The following is a 21,651-nucleotide window of genomic DNA, read 5'->3' as shown; positions in this document are numbered from 1 at the left end:
TCCCGCGTCACGACGACGCCACGGTCACGTCCGCCGCCCGCACGAACCCGACCCGGTGCCCGAACTGGATCTCGTAGTACTGCTCCTTGCCGCGCACCACCTGGTGCGAGGCCGGGTCGAAGGTCACCGCGTAGTAGTACTCGCCCGGCACCTTGCCCCCGGTCACGTACTTCTGCCCGGCGAGCACCGTGTACGGCAGCGCCGACACCGTCTGGACCGGCACCCCCGCCGGGTAGGCCGCCGCCTCCGGGTAGGCGCGCCCGTACACGGGCACGGAGTCCAGTCCCTCGCGCGGGGTGATCACCTTCGCCTTGGCCGGCACGGCGACCGGGTTCTTCGCCGGGTTGCGGAACCAGGCCTTCTGGCCGAGGTACCAGATCGCGGTCCAGTCGCGCCAGCGGTCGGCGACCGCGTACTGCTGGCCGGTGGAGACGCGCGAGGAGAGGTCGTTCACCCCGGTGGTCGGCGCGGAACCGAGGCCGACGTCCCTGATCAGCGGGGAGTTCTCGTCGTGGTCGGAGTACAGCCGTACCGCGCTCGACCCGTGCGGGGCGCAGGGCTCGCCGGCGCTCTCGCAGCCGGTGAACACCGGCCGGTGGGTGTCGTAGTCGGGGCGGACGGTGACGACGCCGGAGTTCTTGGCGCCGGTCGCCTTCAGGGGGCTGCCCAGCAGCTCGAAGTAGTGGCGCCAGTCCCAGAACGGCCCGGGGTCGGTGTGCATGCCGGGGATGGTGGCCGTGGTGGTCCCGGGGACCGTGTCGTGGCCGAGGATGTGCTGCCGGTCCAGCGGGATGCCGTGCTTGTCGGCGAGATACCTCACCAGCCGGGCCGACGACCGGTACATGGCCTCGGTGTACCAGGCGTCCGGGTCGGTGAGGAAACCTTCGTGCTCCAGGCCGATCGACGCCGCGTTGACGTACCAGTTGCCGGCGTGCCAAGCGACGTCCTTCGCCTTCACGTGCTGGGCGATGTGGCCGTCGGTGGAGCGCAGGCTGTACTGCCAGGACACGTAGGTGGGGTCCTGGATCATGTCGAGGACGCCCTCCCAGGCGCCCTCCGTGTCGTGCACGACGATGTACCGGATCCGCTGCGAGGCGGGCCGGTTCCCCAGGTCGTGGTTGCCGTAGTCGTCCTCGCCGAACTCCTCGTAGGGCGCCGGGATCCACTCGCAGGACACGGTCCTCGGACACTCCGTGGGGGCGGCGGAGCCGGTGCGCAGTCCGGCCCGGTCCAGCGCCGAGGCTTCGGGCGCGAGGTCCGGGCGGGCGTCCAGGGCGACCCGCTGCCCGGCGTCCGTGACGCGCCGCTCGCCGGCCCGGATCACCGCGAACACGTCGTTCGCGTAGGCGGTCGCCGAGGCGCGGTCGTCGGCGCCGGAGAACAGGGCCACCGCCCCGTACCAGTCGGCCGGGTCGTCACTGGCAGGCGCACCCAGCCGGCGCTGCGCCTCGGCCAGCAGGGCGGCGCCGCCCGCCACGTTCGCCGCCGGGTCCTCGCGCAGCGTCTCGGTGCTCAGCCCGGTCAGCCGGGCGGCTTTCGGCAGGGTGGTCAGCCGGTCCGGCAGGGCGGCGGTGGCCGCGGCGCGTTCCGAGGGGAGCAGCGCGGGACGGGCGTCGTCGCCGCGCGGGTCCTCGGTGCCGGTCGCGTGGTGTCCGGCCGAGGCGAGGGCGGCCCGGGCGTCGGTGAGGTGCATGGGGCCGTAGCCGCCGGTGACGCTGGGGGCGCCGTTGTGCGCGTCCCAGCGGGACTGCAGGTAGGAGACACCCAGCAGGACGCTCTGCGGGACGTCGTACGCGGCCGCCGCGGAGGCGAAGGCCTGTTGCAGCCGGGCGGTGGCCGGCGGGGCCGGGTCGGGTGCCGCGCCCAGCAGGGGCAGCGTCAACGCGGCCGCGGCCAGGGCGCCGAGGGCACCTCGGACGGCGCGGCGTGACGGCCCGGCCGCACGGCCGGGCTCGGTGGCGAGATCTCGCAATGCAGCCTCCTGGGACGGTCGGGCACGCGGTCAGTGGTACCGGTAGTCCGATGATCCGTCAATCATGCCCAGGAGGGCGCGAATTCCCTTGTCAATCGGGGTGCGGCGGGGTTTCGTGGCGGGCTGCGGCGGGACCTGCGGTGCGTCAGCGGTCTACACCGGTGACGCACTCCGCGGGTCCGCTCCGGGCCGGAAATCCGCACCGCCCGCCTGCCCCGACTGCCCGCGGCGGCGCTCGCCCGCGGGCAGTCGCACGGGCGTCAGCGGGTGCCGACCGCGGCGCGCACGGCCCGCCGGGCCAACTGGCAGTCGTCGTGCAGCCGGCGCAGCAGCAGCCGCTGCTCCTCCCCGGACGGCATACCGCCCGGCTGGCCCGGCGCGGGCGCCACCTCGTGCATCGAACGCTGCACGGCCGTCTCGTAGGTGCGGATCTCCCGGGTCAGCACGAGCATCAGGTTCACCAGAAACGCGTCGCGTGAGGCGGGGCCCGCCGACTGGGCGATCTGACTGATCTGGCGCCGGGCCGCGGGGGCGTCCCCGAGGACGGTCCACAGCGTCGCCAGGTCGTAGCCCGGCAGGTACCAGCCCGCGTGCTCCCAGTCCACCAGAACCGGTCCGGCCGGCGAGATGAGGATGTTGGAGAGCAGCGCGTCACCGTGGCAGAACTGGCCCATGCCCTGCCGTCCCGTCGCCAGGGCGATGCCGTGCAGCAGTTTCTGCAGGTCGCCGAGGTCCCGGTCGGTGAGCAGCCCCAGCTCGTGGTACCGGTTGATGCGGGCCGCGTAGTCCAGGGGCGCGTCGAACGTCCCGGCGGGCGGCCGCCAGGAGTTGAGCCGGCAGATCGCGCCGAGTGCCGCCCTGATGTCCGCCCGGGGCGGCGCCTCCAACGGGTGCCGCTGCAGCGCCGCCACCCGTCCGGGCAGGCGCTCGATGACCAGCGTGCAGTTGTCCGGATCCGCTGCGATCAGCCGGGGCGCCCGCACGGGCGGACGCTGCCGGACGAACGAGCGGTATGCCGCTATTTCGTGCCGGATCCGCTCGCTCCAGGCGGGGGAGTGGTCCAGTAAGCACTTGGCGACCGCGGTGCTGCGGCCCGTGGTGCCGACCAGGAGGACCGACCGGCCGGTGCGGCGCAGCACCTGGACCGGAGCGAACTCCGGACAGATGCGGTGCACCGACGCGAGCGCGGTGCGCAGCTGGGCGCCCTGTGGACCGGAGAGGTCGAGCCGTCCGCTGAGCGGCTGGGTGCCCGGTCCCGCGAGGCGCCGTGCGGTGCCTCCGCCGAGCACGGGGTTCGCCGGGCGCGCGGGGGCGAGGTAGGGGCCGCTGTCCGACGGACGCGGACGCAGCGGCCGGGGCGGGGCGGACACGGAGGACGATGCTGCGTACATGGGTGATACAGATCCCTTCGTGTGCCTGCGACGTCAGTGCACCACCCAACCCGGCCGCCCGGCCGCACCCTGGGGGAATGCCCCTGCGGCGACGGGGTCGTGGTGGCGCGTTCCTACTCGACACCCGATGTCCCCTGGCACACCATCTGGCGCACCCTGGCGAACCCTGGCGAATAGTCGCCCGGCAACCCGCACCGGGCTACTGTCAACTCAGCCGAGAACCTGGGGGCTTGACGTGAGCGGACAACCCAACACCCGGCTCTCGGACCTGTTCGGCCTGGCCGGCTGGTCCAAGGGCGAACTCGCGAGGCTGGTCAACCGGCAGGCGGCGGCCATGGGCCATCCGCAGCTGGCGACCGACACCTCCCGGGTGCGGCGGTGGATCGACATGGGAGAGATCCCGCGCGATCCGGTGCCGCGGGTGCTGGCGGCTCTGTTCACCGAGCGTCTCGGCCGTGTCGTGACCATCGAGGATCTCGGTCTGGTCCGGCACGGGCGTACGGGGAAACGGCCACGCGGCGGGAGTGCGGAACATCCCGACGGAGTGCCGTGGGCGCCCGAGCGGACGGCCGAGGTCCTCACCGAATTCACGGGAATGGACCTCATGCTCAACCGACGCGGCCTGGTGGGTGCGGGTGCCGCCCTCACCGCGGGCTCCGCACTCAGCAGCGCCATGCACGACTGGCTGCACACCGATCCTGCCCTCACCGCCGACGCACCTCGCCTCCACGATCCTCTCCACGCCGACCCCGCCGGGTTCGACCGCTACGAGGCCGCGCCCATCGGGTCGCAGGAGATCGAGGAACTGGAGCGGTCCGTGGAGGTGTTCCGTGCCTGGGACGCCGCCCGCGGCGGCGGTCTCCAGCGCAAGGCGGTGGTCGGCCAGCTCAACGAGGTGGGCGGCATGCTCGCCTACCACCATCCGCCCCACCTCCAGCGGCGCCTGTGGGGCGTCGCCGCCAACCTCGCCGTCCTCGCCGGCTGGATGTCGCACGACGTGGGCCTGGAGCCGACGGCGCAGAAGTACTTCGTCATCGCCGCCCACGCGGCCCGGGAGGGCGGCGACCGCCCGCGCGCCGGGGAGGCGCTGTCCCGGGCGGCACGCCAGATGGTGCACCTGGGCAAGCCCGACGAGGCGCTCGACCTGATGAAGCTCGCCCAGTCCGGCTCGGGTGAGCAGGTGCTGCCGCGCACCCGCGCCATGTTCCACACCATCGAGGCCTGGGCGCAGGCGTCCATGGGCAAGGGACAGGCGATGCGCCGAACCCTGGGCCGGGCCGAGGACCTGTTCGTCTCCGACAAGGGGGACGTGCCGCCGCCGAACTGGATGCAGCTGTTCAACGAGGCGGACCTGTACGGCATGCAGGCCCTGGCGTACCGCACGCTCGCGGAGTTCGAACCGGGCGCGGCGGCGCACGCCCAGCACTACGCGGACAAGGCGCTCGCCCTGCGGGTGGACGCCCAGCAGCGGTCGAAGATCTTCGACTTCCTGTCGATGGCCTCCGCGTGCTTCATCGCCGACGACCCCGAACAGGCGGACCGGTTCGCCCGGCTCGCGCTGGTGTCGATGGGGCAGAACTCCTCGCGCCGCACCTGGGACCGGCTGCGCCAGATGTACCGGCTCACCGCCGAGTACTCCTCGTATCCGAGGATCCAGGAGCTGCGGGAGGAGATCGAGCTGGCGCTGCCCCGGCCCCGGGGAAAGGGCGGCAGCGCCCAGGCGTGACGGCCGGGCCGGCGGCCGCTAGGAGGCGACCCGGGCCACCAGCACGCAGGCGTGGTCCGCACGCTCCCCTTCACCGAACTCCCGTACGACCTCCCGGACGCAGTCCTGGGCGGAGCGGTCCCCGGCGAACCGGGGTGCCAGGGCGAGGAGCCGGTGGACGGCGCTCGCCCCGGTGTGCCCGGGCACCAGACCGTCGGTGTGCAGCAGGAGCAGGTCACCGGCCTCCAGGGTCTCCTCGGCCTGCCCGTGTCCGGAGCCCGGGGCGGCGCCGAGCAGCACGCCACGCGGCGTGTCCAGCGCCCGCCCCGCCCGGCCGCGGTACAGCACCGGGGCGGGGTGTCCTGCCTGCGCCCAGACCACGGTGCGGGTCTCGGGCCGGTAGCGCAGGCAGACGGCACTGGCCAGGGCGGGCTGGGCGGAGGCGTCGAGCAGCCGGTCGAGGCAGTCCAGCAGGGGCCCGGGCGGGGTGCCGGTCATCGCCATGCCCCGTACGGCGCCGAGCAGCATGGCCACTCCGGACGCGGCGCCGACGCCGTGCGCGGTGAGTTCGCCGGCGCCGAACAGGGTGGCGCCGTCGGGCAGTTCGAGGGCGTCGTACCAGGTGCCGCCGACCGGGGTCCGGCCCGAGGGCGGCAGGTGGGCGGCGGCCAGGTCCAGGGCCCGGGGGCCGTGTCGCGGGAGCCGCAGGGAGCCGTGCCATGCCGGCAGCACGGCCTCCTGCAGCTCGACCGCGAGCCGGTGTTCGCTCCGCACGGCGGCGTGCCGGTGCCGGTGCAGCGAGTCACGGGTCTCGCTCACCACGCCGCGGCAGCGGCGCAGTTCGCTGACGTCCCGCAGGACCGCCCACATCGAGATTGTGCTGCCGTCGGCGCCGAGCACCGGTTCGCCCATCATGTGCACGGTCCGTATGCCGTCGTCCGGGCGCCGGACCCGGAACTCCCCGTCGATGGGGCGGCCGTCGACCAGGCAGCCGGTGACCATGTCGGTCAGGCTCGGCCGGTCCTCGTCGAGCACGAGGGAGGGGAGTTCGTCGAGGGTGAGCGGGGGAGCGGCCGGGTCCCGGCCCAGGATCCGGTACAGCTCGCCGGACCAGCTCACCTCGTCGGTGAGGAGGTTCCACTCCGCGCTGCCGACCCGGCTGAGCAGAGAGGCGCGGGGCGGGGCCGCGGGCAGGGGTAACTCCTCGCCGGGAGCGAAGTAATCGCCGTGAACGCCGGAGTCGCAGGACGCCCGCAGCGGGTCGTCACGCAGCTGCGCCAGGTGTTCGTCCAGGTCGTCGAGCTGGTGCAGCGCCAGGTCGTAGAGCGCGCGACGCCAGCGCTCCCGGGGGTCCCCCGCGTCGGCCGGGGTGTCGCGGCGCACCGCGTCCACCTCGCCCTTGAGCCGACGGGTCTGCGAGATGAGCGCGTCGACCGGGCCGCCTCCCGGCGGCCGGGCGGCTGGGCGGTCCGCGGAGAGAGGGGACGGCATGACGCACTCCGATGCGGGACGGTACGGCCTTGGGCTGACGGAGGGACCGTTACGACTGTTGCACAGCCCGCGACGCGCTGTAAGGGATTTGGCAACACACGATAAGGTGGTGCCTTTGGCATATGCCAGCGTCTCCCGGAGTTACCGCGGGGTAGTCCCGCGGTGCGCGATCGGCGCCGCAACTCCCATGGTACGCAAGTGACCTGACGCCCCGTCAGAGGCCCGAACAGGTCCACTCGTACGTTCGAAACGTGCGTGCGTGTTCGGGGGCGGTCCCCGGGTCGCCCGGCGAACCGCCCCCGGTCGTCAGAAGCGCAGGACGGCGGCCATCCGGTCCGCGTCCCCGAGGCTGCCGTCCGGCACGAACCGCACCTCGGCGCCGGTCTCCAGGCACTGCTCGACGATCTCGTCCACGATGTCCTCGCGGGCGTCCAGATCGCCGTCCTCGGCGATGATCAGATGCTCGCCGTCGTCACGCACCGTGATCCGGTAGTTCTCCTCGACGGCCAGCAGCCTGATCCGCCCCTCGCGGGCACTCTGCCACAGTTCGTCGACGCCGGCCGCGAACTCCTTGCGGCCGCGGGCGGACTCCAGGGAGCGCCGCACGTCCTCGGTACGCCGGCGCGCCTCCTCCTCCAGCGCCGGCCGCACCGCCTGCCACACCGCCTCGTGCGAGCCGCGCGCCAGGCCGCCGTGCGGCACCTGCACGGCGTCCTTGCAGACACCGCCGAACTCGCACAGCAGCGACAGCGCCGCCGGCTCTCCGGTGACGAAGAGCGGCCGCGGGTGGGCGCGCAACAGGGAGGTCGCCGCCGTGGCCGCGTCACGCAGGAACCGGCGGGTGTCCTCGTCCCGGTAGTTGCTGGGCTGGTCGCCGGCCCGTTCCACCCGCTCGGGGTCGAAGTTCGGCTCCTCACGGACCAGGGGGAAGCCGCCGACGCGCTCCTCCGCCACCCGGTCCGTGCCGCCGCTCCACAAGGTGGCACGGTCGGCGGCGACGGACAGCACCCAGAACGGGCGCTCCGCCGTCTGCGCGGAGACCAGGTTGCGGGTCAGGAAGGTGTCCGAGATGACGACGCGCTCGGGAACGCCGCGCGCCAGGGACCACACCTGGTGCTCACCCGGTGCGGCGAAGATGGCCAGCCCGTCCTCGGCGTGCGCCAGGTCGACCTCGGCCAGGGCCCGGTCGAGCTGGTCCGCCACGTCGGCGCGCCGGTCGCGGGACACCGACGGATCGGACTCCAGCTTCTTCTTCGCCTCGGCCACCATGGTGCGCAGCCGCACGGCGTCCTCGGTGCTCAGCGGGTTGCGCCGGTTGGTCGGGGTCAGGACCGACACCGCCGGATAGGGCCGCGGGCGGCGAAGCTCGGCGAGGGCGGAGGGACTCAGATCGTGCTCCATGACAGCACCATAGGGCGGAATCCGCAGTAGGGCATTCGGGGCAAAGCGCCCGCCGTGCCCGTGCGGGCCGGGGCGGTCCCGGGTGCACGCCGGTGAAGGAGGTGACGGCGATGGCGCGGCTGGTCGTGGAGCGGAACGCGGACGGGTGGACCGTCGTCGTCCGGCCGGTGTGGCGGGAGGCGCTGCCGGCACGCCGCCGCGAGGTCCGGGTGCCGTTGTCCCAAGTGACGGCGACGGGTGTGGAGCCCGACTGGTGGCGCGCGATGCGCGGCACCCCGGTCGTCGGCCGATGCCGCCCCGGCAGGATCTGCGTGGGGGAGCGGGAGCACGCCCTCGGCCGGGACCCCGTCGCCGTACGGGCGGGGGTCCCGGCGGTCCTGGGGACCTGCGGGGCTCCGGCGCCGTTCGTACGGCCGGCGGTTTCCGTGCCCGACGCGGGGCAGGCGGCGAAGACGCCGCGGCGCCACCTCGGCGGGGACGAGGGCGAGGAGCCCGGCCCCCGGTGGGTGGCGTCCGGGTAGAGCGCGCCCGGGGCGTTCGGACTCAGATCCGGTCCTCGTCCTCCGCGCCGCAGGAACTGCCGGACGGCGGCAGGGAGCCGTAGAGCAGGAAGTCGTCGACCTTGCGGTGGACGCACTCGGACGAGCCGTACCCGGTGTGGCCCTCGTTCCGGTTGTCCAGCACCACGGCCGACGGTCCCAGCCGCTTCGCCGTCTGCTCGGTCCAGTAGTACGGCGTCGCCGGGTCGCCCCGGGTGCCCACCAGCAGCATCTTCGGGGTGTCGAGGTCCTTGACCTCCTCCCGGATGTAGTCGGTGCCCTTCGGGCGGCCGTGGCACAGCACCACCTGGGCGAGCCGGTACGGGCCGAACACCGGCGACGCCTCCTCGTAGGATGCGCGCAGCCGCGTCAGGTCCCGGGCCAGCCGCTCGGCGCCGGGACGGTCGGGGTCGTCCGCGCAGTTCACCGCCATCAGCGCCGCCGGAAGGTTGTCCAGCGGTACGTCCTCCGGGTCGGCGAGCGGCTCGTCCGACGGCGCCGGTGCCGGGGCCGTCCCGCCGGTCGCCAGGGCCTCCACGCCGTGCGTGTCCCCGTCCTCCATCAGCTGGGCGAGCGCCCGCTGGAGCACGGGCCACATCTCCTTGGTGTACAGCCCCTGCGCGATGGCGCCGGCCAGGTCCTGGCCGGTGAACTCGTAGCCGAAGTCGGTCGGTACGGGGGTGTCGTCGAGCGAGGCGACCAGGTCCACGACGTGCTCGCGGGCGGCGCGCGCGTCCTGCCCGAACGGACAGGCGAGCTCCTCGGTGCACCAGGTGAGGAAGTTGTCGAGCGCCGTCTGCTGGCCCCGGGCACTGGCCAGCCCCTGCTCGGCCAGCGGTTCGGTCAGCGTGTCCACGCCGTCCAGCGCCATCCGCCCCACCTTGTCGGGGAACCGCGCCGCGTACACCGCGCCCAGCCGGGTTCCGTAGGAGAACCCCAGGTAGTTGAGCTTCTTGTCACCGAGCGCCTGACGCATCACGTCCAGGTCGCGGGCCACGTCCACGGTGCCCATGTGGGCGAGGACCGGACCGGAGTGCTCGGCGCACTCGGCCGCCACCTCGCGCAACTGCCGCAGCGCGTCGCGTGGATCGGACATCTCCTCGCCGTCGGTCGCCTCCAGCGCGCGGCTGGTGGCGTCGGTCCCGCAGCTCACCGGCGCCGAACGGCCCACGCCCCGGGGGTCGAACGACACCACGTCGTAGCCCTCGGTCAGCCCCAGGAAGTCCTTGCGGCCGTGCGCGAGGCCCATCACCCCCGAGCCGCCCGGGCCGCCGAAGTTCAGCATGACCGAGCCGCGCCGGTCGCCGGAGGCGCGGTAACGGGCGAGGGCCAGGTCGAGGGTGCCCTCGTCCGGCTTCGCGTAGTCGAGCGGCACGGTGAGCGTGCCGCACTGCAGGTCCTTGGGCAGCTCCGTGCCCGCGCACGCCGCCCAGCGGACCTTCTGGTCATAGAACCGGCCGAGGTCCGGCTCCGCGCGCCCGGTCGCCGTCAGGCCCGTGGCCAGCAGGACCAGCCCGACCGCCCCGGCGGCCGCGCAGCGCCGCACGGAGGGCGACAGGGCGCGGTGCCCGCCCCGGAGTCGCTCGGTCAGCTCGGCCAGCATCGATGCCTCCCAGGACGCCCCGACCGGCGCCCTCGCCCACCATAAGCGGGCCCCGCGGCCCCCGCCCGTCGGCCGTGCGGCGCCGGTGAGCGCCTCCTGAGCAGGCGTTCGGGCACCGCGAGTTCGACGGTCTTTGCCGGACGTTCGAGCCGCGGGGCCCCCGATGGGGTGAACCGGCTGCGGCATACGGAGGACCCATAACCCGGATGCCACGTCTGCGTTCTACCCGGTGGCGGGCGAACGCTCGTGACCAAGTCTGGAAGGCAGGGAACCTCATGCGAAGGGTTACCCGAAACGGTGTGATCGCCGTCGCCGCCGCGTCGGGCGCGATGGCCGTGGCGATGCCGGCGTACGCCGATTCCGGGGCGGAGGGCGTCGCGGCCGGATCGCCCGGAGCGGTGTCCGGCAACACCGTTCAGCTCCCGGTGGACGTCCCGGTGAACGTGTGCGGGAACACGGTGAACGTGGTGGGCCTCCTCAACCCCGCCGCGGGCAACACGTGCGTCAACGAGGACGCACGGCACGAGGACGCGTCCCACGGCTCCGCGGCCGGAGAGTCCGCCGGGTCCGGCGCGTCCGGCGGGTCCCACGGATCGGGCGCCTCCGCCGAGAGCGGCGCGTACGGCTCGCCTGGTCTGCTGTCCGGCAACGGCGTGCAGCTGCCGGTGCACGTCCCGGTCAACGTGAGCGGCAACAGCGTGAACGTGGTCGGCATCGGCAACCCGTCCACGGACAACAGCTCCGTCAACGCCCCCGGCGAGGAGCCCGCGCCCGAGCGGACCGTCCCGGCCCGTACCCTCCCCGCCCCGGTGCCGCAGCACGCGGCCCCCGCGGAGCACGTCGCGCTCGCCGAGACCGGCGCCGACCAGACGGTCCCGGTCCTCGCGACCGGCGCCGCGCTCTTCCTGGGCGGAGTGGCCCTGTACCGCCGTGCCCGGCTGCGTTCGGGCGTCTGACCGCCCGCGGAATCGGTCCGCCCGCCCCGGTCCCGCTCATCGGCGGGCCGGGCGGGCGGACCGCGGTCGGCCCGGCCGGGTCAGTCGCGCCCGCCGTGGAACCGCCGGTGCAGCTCCCTGATGTCGTCGGTCAGTTCGGGCACCGGCCCGGCCACGGTCACGTCCGGGGCGACGGCGGGGACGGGAAGCGGCCGTACGGGCGCGGCGGGCACGCCCCAGTCCGTCAGCCAGGACACCAGCTGCTCGGACGACGCGACGTACACGATGCGTCCGAGGCCCACCCAGGCATGGGCGGCGGCGCACATCGGGCAGTGCTCGCCGGACGTGTAGACCGAGGCCGCGGCCCGCTCCTCAGGTGTCATGTGCGCAGTCGACCAGCGCGCCAGCTCGAACTCGGGATGCCGGGTGCGGTCGCCGGAGGCCACCCGGTTGTGGTCCTCGGCGAGCACCGTGCCGTCGCCGGCCACCAGCACCGAACCGAACGGCTCGTCGCCCGACTCCAGCGCCTCGGCCGCGAGCTCCACACACCGCCGCAGGTACGGCAGTTCGTCGTCCCGTACACCCATGGTCACGTCCCGTCTCCTCACCGGCATGATCGGCAGCAACCCTAATCCCGTTGCTCCCGCCACCGGCGGATGATGCACTCCCGCCATGAACCGTTCCGCCGCCCCCGCCCTGCTCGCCCTTTACGACCGTGAACTGCGGGAGGGAGCCCGCCCCGACGGCCCCGACGACACGGTCGAACGCGTCGGCGGGGTGGTGCGCCGGACCGCCCCCGCACACGGCTGGAACGGCGTGGTCTGGTCCGACCTCGGCGCGGCCGACGCGGACGCCGCGATCGCCGGGCAGATCCCGCACTACACCGCGCTCGGCCTCCCCTTCGAGTGGAAGCTGTACGGCCACGACCTGCCGGCCGACCTCGGACCGCGGCTCGTGGCGGCCGGGTTCACGCCCGGACCGGAGGAGACGCTGATGGCCGGGGAGACCGGCCGGCTGACCCTGGACGCGGAACTGCCCGACGGCGTACGGGCCGTGCCGGTCACCGACGAGGCCGGAGTGGACCTGGTCGCCGCGGTGCACGAGCGGGCGTTCGGCGACGACGCCTCCTGGCTGCGCCGGCAGCTGCTCGACCGGCTGACCGCCGCCCCGGACGACGTCGTCGCCGTCCTGGCCCTGGCCGGGGACGTGCCCGTCAGCGCGGCGCGCATGGAACTGGTCCCGGGTACCGGCTTCGCGGGTCTGTGGGGCGGCGGCACGGTACCGGACTGGCGGGGCCGCGGCATCTACCGCGCCCTGGTCGCCCACCGCGCCCGCGTCGCCGCGGACCGCGGCTACCGGTACCTCCAGGTCGACGCCTCCGCCCAGAGCCGCCCCATCCTGGAACGTCTCGGCCTCACCCCGCTGACGTCCACCACGCCCTACGTGTACGAAACCTCGGGCAGCATCTCCGTGACGTGTCAGGAGGAAGCGGCCGCTCGTGGTGGCGGCCGGGGCCCGGCACACGCGTGAAGTGGCGGCCACCGGCGAAGTGCCGGACGCGGACGGGCCGGGCGCGGACGGGCCGGGCGCGGTCAGGGACTTCGAGGGCCTTCACGTGTCCGGAGCGGCGGGTGGCTGCGGGAGCCGACCACGGGCAGACGGGCATCGTGAGCGGAGCCCGTGGATCCGGCCGGCCCCGCCGGGGCCGGCCGGAGGGGGTCAGCGGCCGGACTTCGCGCGGTCGAGCGCCGCCACGCCCACCGCGGCGAGGCCGATCTGGATCAGCCACTCCACCCAGTCCACGCCCTTGGTGTCCGCGACCCCGAACGCCGAGGCGAGCGCCGAGCCGATCAGGGCGGCGACGATGCCGACCAGGATCGTCCACAGCACCCCGATGCGCTGGCGGCCCGGGACCACCAGCCGGCCCAGGATGCCGATCACGACGCCGATGACCAGGGCACTGATGATGCCGTCGATCTCCATGTCCTCCCCTTTCCGAGTCCTCCGCTGACACGCGTCTGCCCGCTGCCCGGGGCGCCAGTCGTCCGGACGCCGAAGGGCCGGCCCGCGACGTGCGCGGACCGGCCGAGGGGGAGTTCTGCGCGGGCCCTACGACCTGGCCTTGGAGGACGCCCTGAGCGCCGTCGCGGCGCAGGCGGTGCCCAGGATCACGGCGAGGGCGCCGATGACGATGTTGTTCCAGATCACCCCCGCGTCGGGGTTCGTGCCCACGACCCATGGAGAGATGATCATCCAGATGCCCAGTGCGCACATGGCACCGCTGAGGCCGTACATACGCGAGGGGGCCGCCGTGAACCCCAGGGCGAGCAGACCGATCGCGATGCCCACGATCAGGTTGTGCGTCACGAGCGGGGGCTGGCTCGTCGTGTAGTGGAGGATCCACGGTGACACCGCGCAGTACAGGCCGAGCAGGAACACCGGGCCGTCCACGAAGGCCACGTCACGACCGCCGAGGACACGTTCGTACCGTGCCCGCATTTCCGGCGCGTCCGGATGGCTGGAGAGATCACCGCGCTGGTGAGAGACGTTGGCCATGACTCGTCTCCTTTGACTGGCAGGCCTGGTTGCGTCTGGGTGCGGTATGCGGTATCGACCGCATACGTCCCATTGTGCGCTTATTTCTCCTTTATGCGAGTTCTGGCGGAGGTCCCGGTGGCAGCCTTCCGGCTCGTGGGCGTGTACGCGCCACGATGACTGGTCTAAACCCTTGACTGGTACAGACCAAAGCGCTTGAGTGTGCTCCACACCCCCCACCACGGCCGCCCCCACGCCGTGACCGGCCCTGCCGGCGCGTGCGGGCGAGGCCTCGCCCCGGCATGTCCTCGCCTCGGGAGCGGCCGTGATCCGCGAAGGAGTTGATCCCGTGTCGAGACGCCGCATCGCCGCCGTGACCGCCGCCCTCGTCCTCGCCGGAAGCGCGCCGCTGCTGGTCCCCGCCGCGGCCACCACTGCCTCGGCCGCCGCCGCGGCCGCGTGTTCCAGCTACCCCGCCTGGGTCGCCGGACAGTGGTACGAGGCCGGCGCGATCGTCCGCTACACCGACGGCAAGGCGTACGTCGCCGAGCACGCCAACCCGGGCTACGACCCGGTCATCAGCACCTGGTACTGGGAGCCGTACGCCTGTGACAACGGCCCCGGTACGCCCGTCGGGAACTTCGTGGTGACCGAGGCGCAGTTCAACCAGATGTTCCCGAACCGGAACGGGTTCTACACGTACCGCGGTCTCACCGCCGCCCTGAGCGCCTACCCCGGCTTCGCCAACACCGGCAGTGACACGGTGAAGAAGCAGGAGGCCGCCGCCTTCCTCGCCAACGTCAGCCACGAGACCGGCGGCCTGGTGCACGTCGTGGAACAGAACCAGGCCAACTACCCGCATTACTGCGACTGGAGCCAGCCGTACGGCTGCCCGGCCGGCCAGGCCGCCTACTACGGGCGCGGCCCGATCCAGCTGAGCTGGAACTTCAACTACAAGGCGGCGGGCGACGCGTTGAACATCGACCTGCTGGGCAACCCCTGGCTGGTGCAGAACGACGCGGCCGTCGCCTGGAAGACCGCCCTGTGGTACTGGAACACCCAGTCCGGCCCGGGCAGCATGACCGGCCACGCCGCCATGGTGAACGGGGCCGGGTTCGGCCAGACGATCCGAAGCATCAACGGCTCCCTGGAGTGCGACGGCAGGAACCCGGCCCAGGTGCAGAGCAGGGTGACGACGTACCAGCGGTTCGCCCAGATCCTGGGGACGTCGCCCGGCGGCAACCTGTACTGCTGACGCCGGCCGCTCGGCGTGGTGTCATGCACCTGACCTCACTCCGGGGCGGGCCGCACCCCCAGGGGTACGGCCCGCCCCTCCGGACGAAGGGAACCCGCATGCGCACCCCCCACGCCCTGCTCGCCACCGCCGTCACGGCCGCCGCGCTCGCCGCGGCGGTCCTGGCGCCCGTGCCCGCCGCCGGCGCCGACGCGGTGCCGCCGCCCGGCACCTACTACGTCCAGAGCGCCGTCACCGGATTCAACGCCGCCGGCACCTCCGGCGCGGTGGAGCAGCACCGGCCGCGCGGCGACGAGGACCGCCAGCAGTGGGCGCTGCGCCCCGACGGCGCCGAGCACCTCCTGGAGAACACCGACAGCCCCGGCACCTGCCTGGGACGGGCCGACGACCAGGCCCGTGCCGTGGCCTGTGCGACCCCCGAGGCCCGCTGGCGGATCACCCCGATCGGCGCCGACCGGTACACGCTCGCCGCACCCGGCACCGACGGGCGCCTCACCGTCGCCCCGAAGCCCGCCGGCGCCATCCACCCCGCCCCGCTGACCGTGACCACCACCGGCACGGGCGACCTCGCCGCCTGGTACCTCACCCCCGTCGACGCGCGCGGCGGGGACATGCCGCCACGGGAGCGGCGCACCCTGGACCAGGTCACGTTCCTCACCGCCCACAACGCCTACGCCAACGGCGTCGACGGCGGTTTCGCCCCGCCCTTCGTCGACCTCTTCCCCAACCAGAGCCGGGGCATCCAGCAGCAACTCGCCGACGGCGTGCGGGGGTTCATGCTGGACATCCACCAGACGCCGGACGGCGCCATCCTCTGCCACAACAGCTGCACCCTGGTGCGCAGACCCGTCGCCCTATGGGTCGACCTCCAGCGGATGGTCGACTTCCTGCGTGCCCACCCCGAGGAGTTCGTGACCGTCTTCCTGGAGGACTACGTCGCCCCGCAGGTCCTGCGCGCCGAACTGGACCGCGTCCAGGGGCTGTCGGACGTGCTCTACCGCCCGGACCGGACCGGGGTGCGGGAGAACGGCTGGCCCACGATGGGCGAACTGGCCGCCGCCGGCCACCGGTTGCTCATCTTCACCGATCACAGCAAGGACGCCGACCGGTCGGCCGGGCTGACCCGCGACAGCTTCGGCGTGATGTACCAGCGCGAGTGGACCGTCGAGAATCACTGGTCGATGGGCCCGGGCGTCGGCACCTCCGACTGGTCCTGCTACAGCCGCTGGCACGACGCGAACACCCTCGTCCCGCTGACCCGCACCGAGCCCGGCTTCCGTCCCCTGTTCGTGATGAACCACTTCCGGGACGCCGCCCTCGCCGCCACGGCCGCCACCGACAACGCCAAGCTCGCCGACCGGGCCCGCCGGTTCTGTCAGCCGGCCGCCCGCAAGAAGCCCACCTACCTCGCCGTCGACCGCTACGACCTGGGCGATCCCGCGTCCGCCGTCGCCGCGCTGAACACCTACACCTACCCGTAGGGGACCGTGCCGTACCGCCCCGGGCCGGGCCACCGGGGCGGGACTGGCGTTCCCTGCAGTTTTACGTATAACCTCTCCGGTCAACCCCTGCGAGAGGTGACGATGAGACGTATTGCCCTGGTCACCCTCGTCGTCCGCGACTACGACGAGGCGATCCGCTTCTACACGGAGGCCCTCGGTTTCCGGCTCGCCGAGGACGCGCCCCGGCCGGACGGCGGCCGCTGGGTCGTCGTCGAGCCCGGAACCGGACACACCGGCGCCGCGCTGCTGCTCGCCCGTGCCGCGGGGGAGGAGCAGCGGGCCCGGGTGGGCGACCAGACCGGCGGGCGCGTGGGCTTCTTCCTGCACACCGACGACTTCGCCCGCGACCACGCCCGGATGACCGCCGCCGGGGTGACCTTCCTGGAGGAACCGCGCCACGAGCCCTACGGCTCGGTCGCCGTCTTCCAGGACCTCTACGGCAACCGCTGGGACCTGCTCCAGCCCGCCGACTCCTGATCCAGCCGCAGCCGCTCCATCGCCGAACGACACGACCTGCCGAGGAACCTCCAGCCATGTCATCTACGCGCATAGACGCCGACACGATCCGCCGCCTCCCCAAGGCGGTCCTGCACGACCACCTCGACGGCGGCCTGCGCCCGGCCACCGTCGTGGAGCTCGCCGACACCGTCGGCCACACGCTGCCCACCACCGACCCGGACGAGCTCGCCGCCTGGTACGTGGAGGCCGCCGACTCCGGCGACCTGGTCCGCTACATCGCCACCTTCGAGCACACCCTCGCCGTGATGCAGACCCGCGAGGGCCTGCTGCGCACCGCCGAGGAGTACGTCCTCGACCTCGCCGCCGACGGCGTCGTCTACGGTGAGGTGCGCTACGCCCCCGAGCTGAACACCCGCGGCGGGCTGACCATGGCCGAGGTCGTGGAGAGCGTCCAGGAAGGTCTGGCCGCCGGCATGGCCAAGGCCGCCGCCGCCGGGACGCCCGTCCGCGTCGGCACCCTGCTGTGCGGCATGCGCATGTTCGACCGCGTCCGTGAGGCCGCCGACCTGGCCGTCGCCTTCCGTGACGCGGGCGTCGTCGGCTTCGACATCGCCGGCGCCGAGGACGGCTTCCCGGCCGCCGACCACCTCGCCGCCTTCGAGCACCTGCGCCGCGAGAGCGTGCCGTTCACCATCCACGCCGGCGAGGCCCACGGGCTGCCCAGCATCCACCAGGCCGTCCAGGTGTGCGGCGCCCAGCGCATCGGGCACGGCGTGCGCATCACCGAGGACATCCCCGACCTCGCGGGCGGCAAGCTCGGACGGCTCGCCGCCTGGGTCCGCGACCGCCGGATCGCCCTGGAGATGTGCCCCACGTCCAACCTCCAGACCGGCGCCGCGACCTCGATCGCCGAGCACCCGATCACCCCGCTGAAGGACCTCGGCTTCCGGGTCACCGTCAACACCGACAACCGGCTCGTCTCCGGCACCACCATGACCCGCGAGATGTCCCTGCTGGTCGAGCAGGCCGGCTGGACCGCCGAGGACCTGCGCACGGTCACGGTGAACGCGGTGAAGAGCGCGTTCCTGCCGTACGACGAGCGCGCCGCGCTGATCCGGGACGTGATCCTGCCGGGTTACGCCTCCGCGCTCTGAAGCAGCCCGCGGACGTAGGCGGCCTGTCCGACGTGCTGGAGGTCGTCGGACAGGACGCTGACCAGACGCACGCCCAGGGTCACCGGCGGGTCCCAGTTCTCGTCGACGACCCGCTCCAGGTCCTTCGCGGTGAGCGTCCGCAGGACGCCCAGCGTCTGCTCGTGGACGGCGTCGTGATAGCCGGTCAGCAGGTCCCCGGAGTCGACGCGCACCTTGGCGACCTGCGCCGGGGAGTGGCCGAAGCCGGTCGTGCCGCGCGGCAGACCGAGTCCGAACCGCTTCTCCCAGCCGCCGGAGAGCCACACCTGGTCGAGCCCGAAGGCGTCCGCCATGTGGTCGTCCTGGATCCGGGTGAGGTGCCACACCAGCCAGGCGATCGTGTTGGCGTCGGGGCCGGGTCGTGCGGCGAGGTCGTCGGGGTCCAGGCCCTCCACGGCGGCGTGGACCTCTTCCCGGATGCGGCCGAAGCCGTCGATGAGGATGTCCTTGGCATGCATGGGTCCAGCGTCGCGCACCTTCCCGCGTCACGCGCCCCCGGTGTCCAGCAGCGTCATCAGCGCCCGCGCCGCCGGACTGGTGGCCCGTGGCGCGGGGACCAGCGCCACCGTCTCGTACGCCGCCTCGCCGGCGTCCTTGAGCGGCAGCGCGGTGAGCGAGGGCCGCTTGTGCCGGAAGTGCCGCGGCACGACCGCCACGCCCAGGTTCTCGTCGACCAGGTCGAGCAGGCTGTGCACGTCGTTCACCTCCAGCGCCACCGTGCGCCGTACGCCCGTGACGGCGAAGGCGGCGTCGGTGGCACGGCGCGGCCCCCAGTCGGGGTGGAAGTCGACGAACACCTCGTCGGCCAGGTCCTGCGGAGTCACCGGGGCTCCGGCCCGGGCGAGCCGGTGGCCGGGGTGGCACAGCACCGTCATCGGCTCCCCGGTCAGCGGTACGGCGCGCAGCTGGTCGGGGTCCGCGTCGGTGCGGTAGGCGAAGGCGAGGTCGAGCCGTCCGGCCGCGACCTCCTCGGCCAGCGCCGCCGAGCCCCACTGCCGCAGCCGTATCTCCACGTCCGGGTGACGCCGCCGGAACGCGGCGAGCAGCTCCGCCACGTTCACCCCGGCGATGCACTGCTCCGTCCCCACCGCGAGGGTCCCGCGCAGCACCCCCTGCACCGCGGCCACCGCCTCGTGCGCGGCCCGCACCTGTGCCAGGATGCGTTCGGCCTCGGCGAGCAGCGCCCGCCCGGCCTCGGTGAGCGTCACCCTGCGGGTGGTCCGTACGAACAGGGGCGTCTGCAGCTCACGCTCCAGCGCCCGGATGGACGCCGACAGGCCCGACTGGGAGACCAGCAGCCGTTCCGCCGCGCGGGTGAAGTGCTGGTCCTCGGCGACGGCCACGAAGTGCTGGAGATGGCGCAGTTCCATGACTGAGAAGCGTAACCGCTGAATTCCATCGGATTCTTCTGTTGGACCACTGCCCGCAGGTCACGACAGAGTGGACGGGCGGTTCGACGAACCGCCAAGACGTGTGCCAACCCCTCTGGAGTCGCGTTGTACACCGCACACCCCGACCGTTACGCGGACATGCCCTACCGGCGCACCGGACGCAGCGGCCTGCAGCTCCCCGCGCTCTCGCTCGGCCTGTGGCACAACTTCGGTCCCGACCGCCCGGCCGAGACCCAGCGGGCCATCCTGCGCCGCGCCTTCGACCTCGGCGTCACCCACTTCGACCTCGCCAACAACTACGGCCCGCCGCCCGGTGCCGCCGAGTCCGCCCTCGGCGAGGCGCTGAAGGCCGACTTCGCGCCGTACCGGGACGAGCTGGTGATCTCCACCAAGGCCGGCTACCTGATGTGGCCGGGACCGTACGGCGAATGGGGTTCGCGCAAGTACCTGCTGTCCTCGCTGGACCAGAGCCTCAGCCGCATGGGCCTGGACTACGTCGACATCTTCTACTCGCACCGCTTCGACCCGGACACCCCGCTCGAGGAGACGATGGGCGCCCTGCACACGGCGGTCCAGCAGGGCAAGGCGCTCTACGTCGGCGTGTCCAACTACAACGCCGAGCAGACCCGCGAGGCCGCCCGCATCCTCGGCGAGCTGGGCACCCCGCTGCTGATCAACCAGCCGCGCTACTCGATGCTCGACCGGCGCCCGGAGGACGAGGGCCTGATGGACGCCCTGGACGAGCTCCAGGTCGGGTCCATCGCCTACTCCCCGCTGGAGCAGGGCGTGCTGACCTCCCGCTACCTGGACGGCATCCCCGAGGACTCCCGCGCCGCGAGCGACAGCCCCTTCCTCAACACCGACGCCCTCACCGAGGAGCTGGTGGGCCGGCTGCGCGCGCTCGCCGACATCGCCTCCGAGCGCGGTCAGAGCCTGGCGCAGATGGCCCTGTCCTGGGTGCTGCGCGGCGGCCGGCTCACCTCCGCGCTGGTCGGCGCGAGCAGCCCGCGACAGCTGGAGGACAGCGTCGCCGCCACCCGCAACCTCGACTTCTCCGACGAGGAGCTGTCCCGCATCGACGCGATCGTCCAGCAGTGAGCGTGAACCGGCCGCCGTCGCGCGAGCGGGCGGCGGCCGGTGCGCGACGGCGTCACTCACCGGTCCCGGGCAGCCGGTCCAGGAAGCCGTACACGGCCCGGATCCGGCCCTCGGCGTCGAGGGTGATCACGTCCGACCCCGCGACCGGGGCCGACCCGTCCGCGTCGTTCACCAGCTCCCAGGAGAAGCGGGCCGTGTCGTGGTGCCCGTCGACCGGCCCCGCCGGCCGGAACGAGAAGCCCGGGAACTGCTCGCGGGCCGCCGTGATCACGGCGGCGATCGCCTCGTGGCCGACCGCGTCGCACAGCGGGTCGGTGTAGCGGCCGTCCGCCGTCCAGACGTCGGCGACCACTTTGGCGCGAGTCTGCGGGTCGTCGGCGTTCCACGCCTCGAAGCAGCGGGCGACGGCGGCGTCGTGGCGGTGGGCTGCGGTCATGGCGGGATCCCCCAGAGGTGTCGTGGCCGTGGTCGGACACCGGGTCACGGTCCGGCCGGCCCGGTGCGCACACCCTGCCCGTGCGGCCGACCGCACGTCGATTACCTGGCACGTCATGCCGCGGGCCGCGCACACCGCGTCGTTTCGGCCAGGAACGGCCGTGCATATGCCAGGAGACTGGCCGGAAACATGTGGTGACAGTGTTTCAGTGGTGAACATACTCGACACGAGAGCGCTTCACACCGCGCGACGGCGCCCTCACGCACAGCACGCGAGCCACGGAGCGGGCAGCCGGCCCGGAACCGGCAGGCGAGCACGCAGCGGGGGAGGGAACGTGCACGACGAATTCCTGTGCCACGTCACGGCGTACGGAGTCTGTGACGGACGGCGTATCGGCGTGCCCCTGGGCACCTACCGGGCGCCGACGCTCGCCCTCGCCACCTGGTGGCTGCGCGACCGGGCCCTCTGGATCGCCGAGCGCCTCGACCCGCAGCCCGACGCCGAGCACTTACCCCAGGGCGCGCTCGTCCCCGTCCCCGACAGCGTGCCCGACGTGCCCACCGTGCTGCGCACCTGGTGCGGTGACGTCACCCGGCAGGAAGAGGCGGCCGAGGCGCTCGCCGCCGGCCGGATGGTGCGGGTCGCCACCGGCGACGACACCACCGAGTACGAACTGCTGGCCGAATCCGTGGACGCCCTGCGCATGCAGCGCGCCGCCCGCGTCCTCGGCGTCCCGGTCGCCTGA

Annotated in this window: 21 protein-coding genes; 10 read left to right on the top strand and 11 right to left on the bottom strand. The window is 73.3% G+C overall.

Features of this window, described 5'->3' with window-relative positions:
* Nucleotides 1-7 precede the first annotated feature (7 nt).
* The gene (locus ACIF8S_RS15000) at nucleotides 8-1,972 is read right to left on the bottom strand and encodes an N-acetylmuramoyl-L-alanine amidase (RefSeq protein WP_399999564.1); all 1,965 of its coding nucleotides are present in this window, start codon (nucleotides 1,970-1,972) and stop codon (nucleotides 8-10) included.
* Between the two features lie 260 nt (nucleotides 1,973-2,232).
* Nucleotides 2,233-3,363 carry an aminoglycoside phosphotransferase family protein gene (locus tag ACIF8S_RS14995; protein ID WP_399999563.1) on the bottom strand — a complete coding sequence of 377 codons (1,131 nt, stop codon included), beginning with the start codon at nucleotides 3,361-3,363 and terminating at the stop codon, nucleotides 2,233-2,235.
* Nucleotides 3,364-3,598: 235 nt separating this feature from the next.
* Here ACIF8S_RS14995 and ACIF8S_RS14990 point away from each other — a divergent pair, with 235 nt between their 5' ends.
* The gene (locus ACIF8S_RS14990) at nucleotides 3,599-5,089 is read left to right on the top strand and encodes a hypothetical protein (protein ID WP_024885985.1); all 1,491 of its coding nucleotides are present in this window, start codon (nucleotides 3,599-3,601) and stop codon (nucleotides 5,087-5,089) included.
* Nucleotides 5,090-5,107: 18 nt separating this feature from the next.
* Here ACIF8S_RS14990 and ACIF8S_RS14985 read toward each other — a convergent pair whose 3' ends face one another.
* The gene (locus ACIF8S_RS14985; RefSeq protein ID WP_399999562.1) at nucleotides 5,108-6,559 is read right to left on the bottom strand and encodes a PP2C family protein-serine/threonine phosphatase; all 1,452 of its coding nucleotides are present in this window, start codon (nucleotides 6,557-6,559) and stop codon (nucleotides 5,108-5,110) included.
* Between the two features lie 306 nt (nucleotides 6,560-6,865).
* Nucleotides 6,866-7,960, bottom strand: coding sequence for a chemotaxis protein (locus tag ACIF8S_RS14980; protein WP_349799209.1), 1,095 nt, complete (start codon nucleotides 7,958-7,960; stop codon nucleotides 6,866-6,868).
* Nucleotides 7,961-8,070: 110 nt separating this feature from the next.
* On the opposite strand from ACIF8S_RS14980, the gene ACIF8S_RS14975 reads away from it, so the two are divergent.
* Entirely contained in the window at nucleotides 8,071-8,481 is a 411-nt protein-coding gene (locus ACIF8S_RS14975; protein WP_399999561.1) for a hypothetical protein, read from the top strand.
* A 22-nt stretch (nucleotides 8,482-8,503) separates the two neighbouring features.
* On the opposite strand, the gene ACIF8S_RS14970 is transcribed toward ACIF8S_RS14975, so the two are convergent.
* Nucleotides 8,504-10,102: an alpha/beta hydrolase gene (locus ACIF8S_RS14970; protein WP_399999560.1), complete on the bottom strand. Its 1,599-nt coding sequence runs from the start codon at nucleotides 10,100-10,102 to the stop codon at nucleotides 8,504-8,506.
* Nucleotides 10,103-10,377: 275 nt separating this feature from the next.
* On the opposite strand from ACIF8S_RS14970, the gene ACIF8S_RS14965 reads away from it, so the two are divergent.
* Entirely contained in the window at nucleotides 10,378-11,058 is a 681-nt protein-coding gene (locus tag ACIF8S_RS14965; protein WP_399999559.1) for a chaplin, read from the top strand.
* Between the two features lie 80 nt (nucleotides 11,059-11,138).
* Here the strand turns inward: ACIF8S_RS14965 and ACIF8S_RS14960 are convergent, their stop codons facing one another.
* Nucleotides 11,139-11,624, bottom strand: coding sequence for a nucleoside deaminase (locus ACIF8S_RS14960; protein ID WP_399999812.1), 486 nt, complete (start codon nucleotides 11,622-11,624; stop codon nucleotides 11,139-11,141).
* Nucleotides 11,625-11,709: 85 nt separating this feature from the next.
* Here ACIF8S_RS14960 and ACIF8S_RS14955 point away from each other — a divergent pair, with 85 nt between their 5' ends.
* On the top strand, nucleotides 11,710-12,567 hold the full coding sequence (locus ACIF8S_RS14955; protein WP_399999557.1) for a GNAT family N-acetyltransferase: 858 nt from the start codon (nucleotides 11,710-11,712) through the stop codon (nucleotides 12,565-12,567).
* A gap of 189 nt (nucleotides 12,568-12,756) precedes the next feature.
* Here ACIF8S_RS14955 and ACIF8S_RS14950 read toward each other — a convergent pair whose 3' ends face one another.
* Both ACIF8S_RS14950 and ACIF8S_RS14945 read right to left on the bottom strand, forming a co-directional pair.
* On the bottom strand, nucleotides 12,757-13,020 hold the full coding sequence (locus ACIF8S_RS14950) for a GlsB/YeaQ/YmgE family stress response membrane protein (RefSeq protein ID WP_349796914.1): 264 nt from the start codon (nucleotides 13,018-13,020) through the stop codon (nucleotides 12,757-12,759).
* 126 nt (nucleotides 13,021-13,146) lie between these two features.
* Entirely contained in the window at nucleotides 13,147-13,593 is a 447-nt protein-coding gene (locus ACIF8S_RS14945) for an SPW repeat protein (RefSeq protein WP_399999556.1), read from the bottom strand.
* A gap of 328 nt (nucleotides 13,594-13,921) precedes the next feature.
* Here ACIF8S_RS14945 and ACIF8S_RS14940 point away from each other — a divergent pair, with 328 nt between their 5' ends.
* From ACIF8S_RS14940 to ACIF8S_RS14925, 4 genes are all read left to right on the top strand, one after another.
* Complete coding sequence (locus ACIF8S_RS14940; protein WP_349796910.1) at nucleotides 13,922-14,827, top strand: glycoside hydrolase family 19 protein; 906 nt, start codon at nucleotides 13,922-13,924, stop codon at nucleotides 14,825-14,827.
* 98 nt (nucleotides 14,828-14,925) lie between these two features.
* Entirely contained in the window at nucleotides 14,926-16,308 is a 1,383-nt protein-coding gene (locus ACIF8S_RS14935; RefSeq protein ID WP_399999555.1) for a phospholipase, read from the top strand.
* A 102-nt stretch (nucleotides 16,309-16,410) separates the two neighbouring features.
* On the top strand, nucleotides 16,411-16,806 hold the full coding sequence (locus ACIF8S_RS14930; protein WP_399999554.1) for a VOC family protein: 396 nt from the start codon (nucleotides 16,411-16,413) through the stop codon (nucleotides 16,804-16,806).
* A gap of 56 nt (nucleotides 16,807-16,862) precedes the next feature.
* Nucleotides 16,863-17,942 carry an adenosine deaminase gene (locus tag ACIF8S_RS14925; protein WP_399999552.1) on the top strand — a complete coding sequence of 360 codons (1,080 nt, stop codon included), beginning with the start codon at nucleotides 16,863-16,865 and terminating at the stop codon, nucleotides 17,940-17,942.
* Here the strand turns inward: ACIF8S_RS14925 and ACIF8S_RS14920 are convergent.
* Both ACIF8S_RS14920 and ACIF8S_RS14915 read right to left on the bottom strand, forming a co-directional pair.
* Nucleotides 17,924-18,439 (bottom strand): DUF664 domain-containing protein, encoded by a 516-nt coding sequence (locus tag ACIF8S_RS14920; protein ID WP_399999551.1) that lies wholly within the window; start codon nucleotides 18,437-18,439, stop codon nucleotides 17,924-17,926. The genes ACIF8S_RS14925 and ACIF8S_RS14920 overlap by 19 nt on opposite strands.
* Nucleotides 18,440-18,466: 27 nt before the next feature.
* The gene (locus tag ACIF8S_RS14915) at nucleotides 18,467-19,351 is read right to left on the bottom strand and encodes a LysR substrate-binding domain-containing protein (protein WP_399999549.1); all 885 of its coding nucleotides are present in this window, start codon (nucleotides 19,349-19,351) and stop codon (nucleotides 18,467-18,469) included.
* Between the two features lie 126 nt (nucleotides 19,352-19,477).
* On the opposite strand from ACIF8S_RS14915, the gene mgrA reads away from it, so the two are divergent.
* On the top strand, nucleotides 19,478-20,470 hold the full coding sequence (mgrA, locus tag ACIF8S_RS14910; RefSeq protein WP_399999547.1) for an L-glyceraldehyde 3-phosphate reductase: 993 nt from the start codon (nucleotides 19,478-19,480) through the stop codon (nucleotides 20,468-20,470).
* A gap of 52 nt (nucleotides 20,471-20,522) precedes the next feature.
* Here the strand turns inward: mgrA and ACIF8S_RS14905 are convergent, their stop codons facing one another.
* Entirely contained in the window at nucleotides 20,523-20,906 is a 384-nt protein-coding gene (locus ACIF8S_RS14905; protein ID WP_399999545.1) for a nuclear transport factor 2 family protein, read from the bottom strand.
* 334 nt (nucleotides 20,907-21,240) lie between these two features.
* On the opposite strand from ACIF8S_RS14905, the gene ACIF8S_RS14900 reads away from it, so the two are divergent.
* Entirely contained in the window at nucleotides 21,241-21,651 is a 411-nt protein-coding gene (locus ACIF8S_RS14900; RefSeq protein WP_024885967.1) for a hypothetical protein, read from the top strand.

Origin of the sequence: Streptomyces sp. NPDC085937, from assembly GCF_044540535.1 — a bacterium.
Taxonomy (GTDB): Bacteria; Actinomycetota; Actinomycetes; order Streptomycetales; family Streptomycetaceae; genus Streptomyces.
The sequence above is the reverse complement of the archived record's forward strand: the minus strand, read 5'-3'. Positions and strand labels throughout refer to the sequence as shown.

Coding starts and splice junctions, on each gene's coding strand:
- ACIF8S_RS14995 (WP_399999563.1), bottom strand. CDS start 3,363: ATGTACGCAGCATCGTCCTCCGTGTCCGCCCCGCCCCGGCCGCTGCGT.
- ACIF8S_RS14985 (WP_399999562.1), bottom strand. CDS start 6,559: ATGCCGTCCCCTCTCTCCGCGGACCGCCCAGCCGCCCGGCCGCCGGGA.
- ACIF8S_RS14980 (WP_349799209.1), bottom strand. CDS start 7,960: ATGGAGCACGATCTGAGTCCCTCCGCCCTCGCCGAGCTTCGCCGCCCG.
- ACIF8S_RS14975 (WP_399999561.1), top strand. CDS start 8,071: ATGGCGCGGCTGGTCGTGGAGCGGAACGCGGACGGGTGGACCGTCGTC.
- ACIF8S_RS14970 (WP_399999560.1), bottom strand. CDS start 10,102: ATGCTGGCCGAGCTGACCGAGCGACTCCGGGGCGGGCACCGCGCCCTG.
- ACIF8S_RS14965 (WP_399999559.1), top strand. CDS start 10,378: ATGCGAAGGGTTACCCGAAACGGTGTGATCGCCGTCGCCGCCGCGTCG.
- ACIF8S_RS14960 (WP_399999812.1), bottom strand. CDS start 11,624: ATGGGTGTACGGGACGACGAACTGCCGTACCTGCGGCGGTGTGTGGAG.
- ACIF8S_RS14955 (WP_399999557.1), top strand. CDS start 11,710: ATGAACCGTTCCGCCGCCCCCGCCCTGCTCGCCCTTTACGACCGTGAA.
- ACIF8S_RS14950 (WP_349796914.1), bottom strand. CDS start 13,020: ATGGAGATCGACGGCATCATCAGTGCCCTGGTCATCGGCGTCGTGATC.
- ACIF8S_RS14945 (WP_399999556.1), bottom strand. CDS start 13,593: ATGGCCAACGTCTCTCACCAGCGCGGTGATCTCTCCAGCCATCCGGAC.
- ACIF8S_RS14935 (WP_399999555.1), top strand. CDS start 14,926: ATGCGCACCCCCCACGCCCTGCTCGCCACCGCCGTCACGGCCGCCGCG.
- ACIF8S_RS14930 (WP_399999554.1), top strand. CDS start 16,411: ATGAGACGTATTGCCCTGGTCACCCTCGTCGTCCGCGACTACGACGAG.
- ACIF8S_RS14925 (WP_399999552.1), top strand. CDS start 16,863: ATGTCATCTACGCGCATAGACGCCGACACGATCCGCCGCCTCCCCAAG.
- ACIF8S_RS14920 (WP_399999551.1), bottom strand. CDS start 18,439: ATGCATGCCAAGGACATCCTCATCGACGGCTTCGGCCGCATCCGGGAA.
- ACIF8S_RS14915 (WP_399999549.1), bottom strand. CDS start 19,351: ATGGAACTGCGCCATCTCCAGCACTTCGTGGCCGTCGCCGAGGACCAG.
- ACIF8S_RS14905 (WP_399999545.1), bottom strand. CDS start 20,906: ATGACCGCAGCCCACCGCCACGACGCCGCCGTCGCCCGCTGCTTCGAG.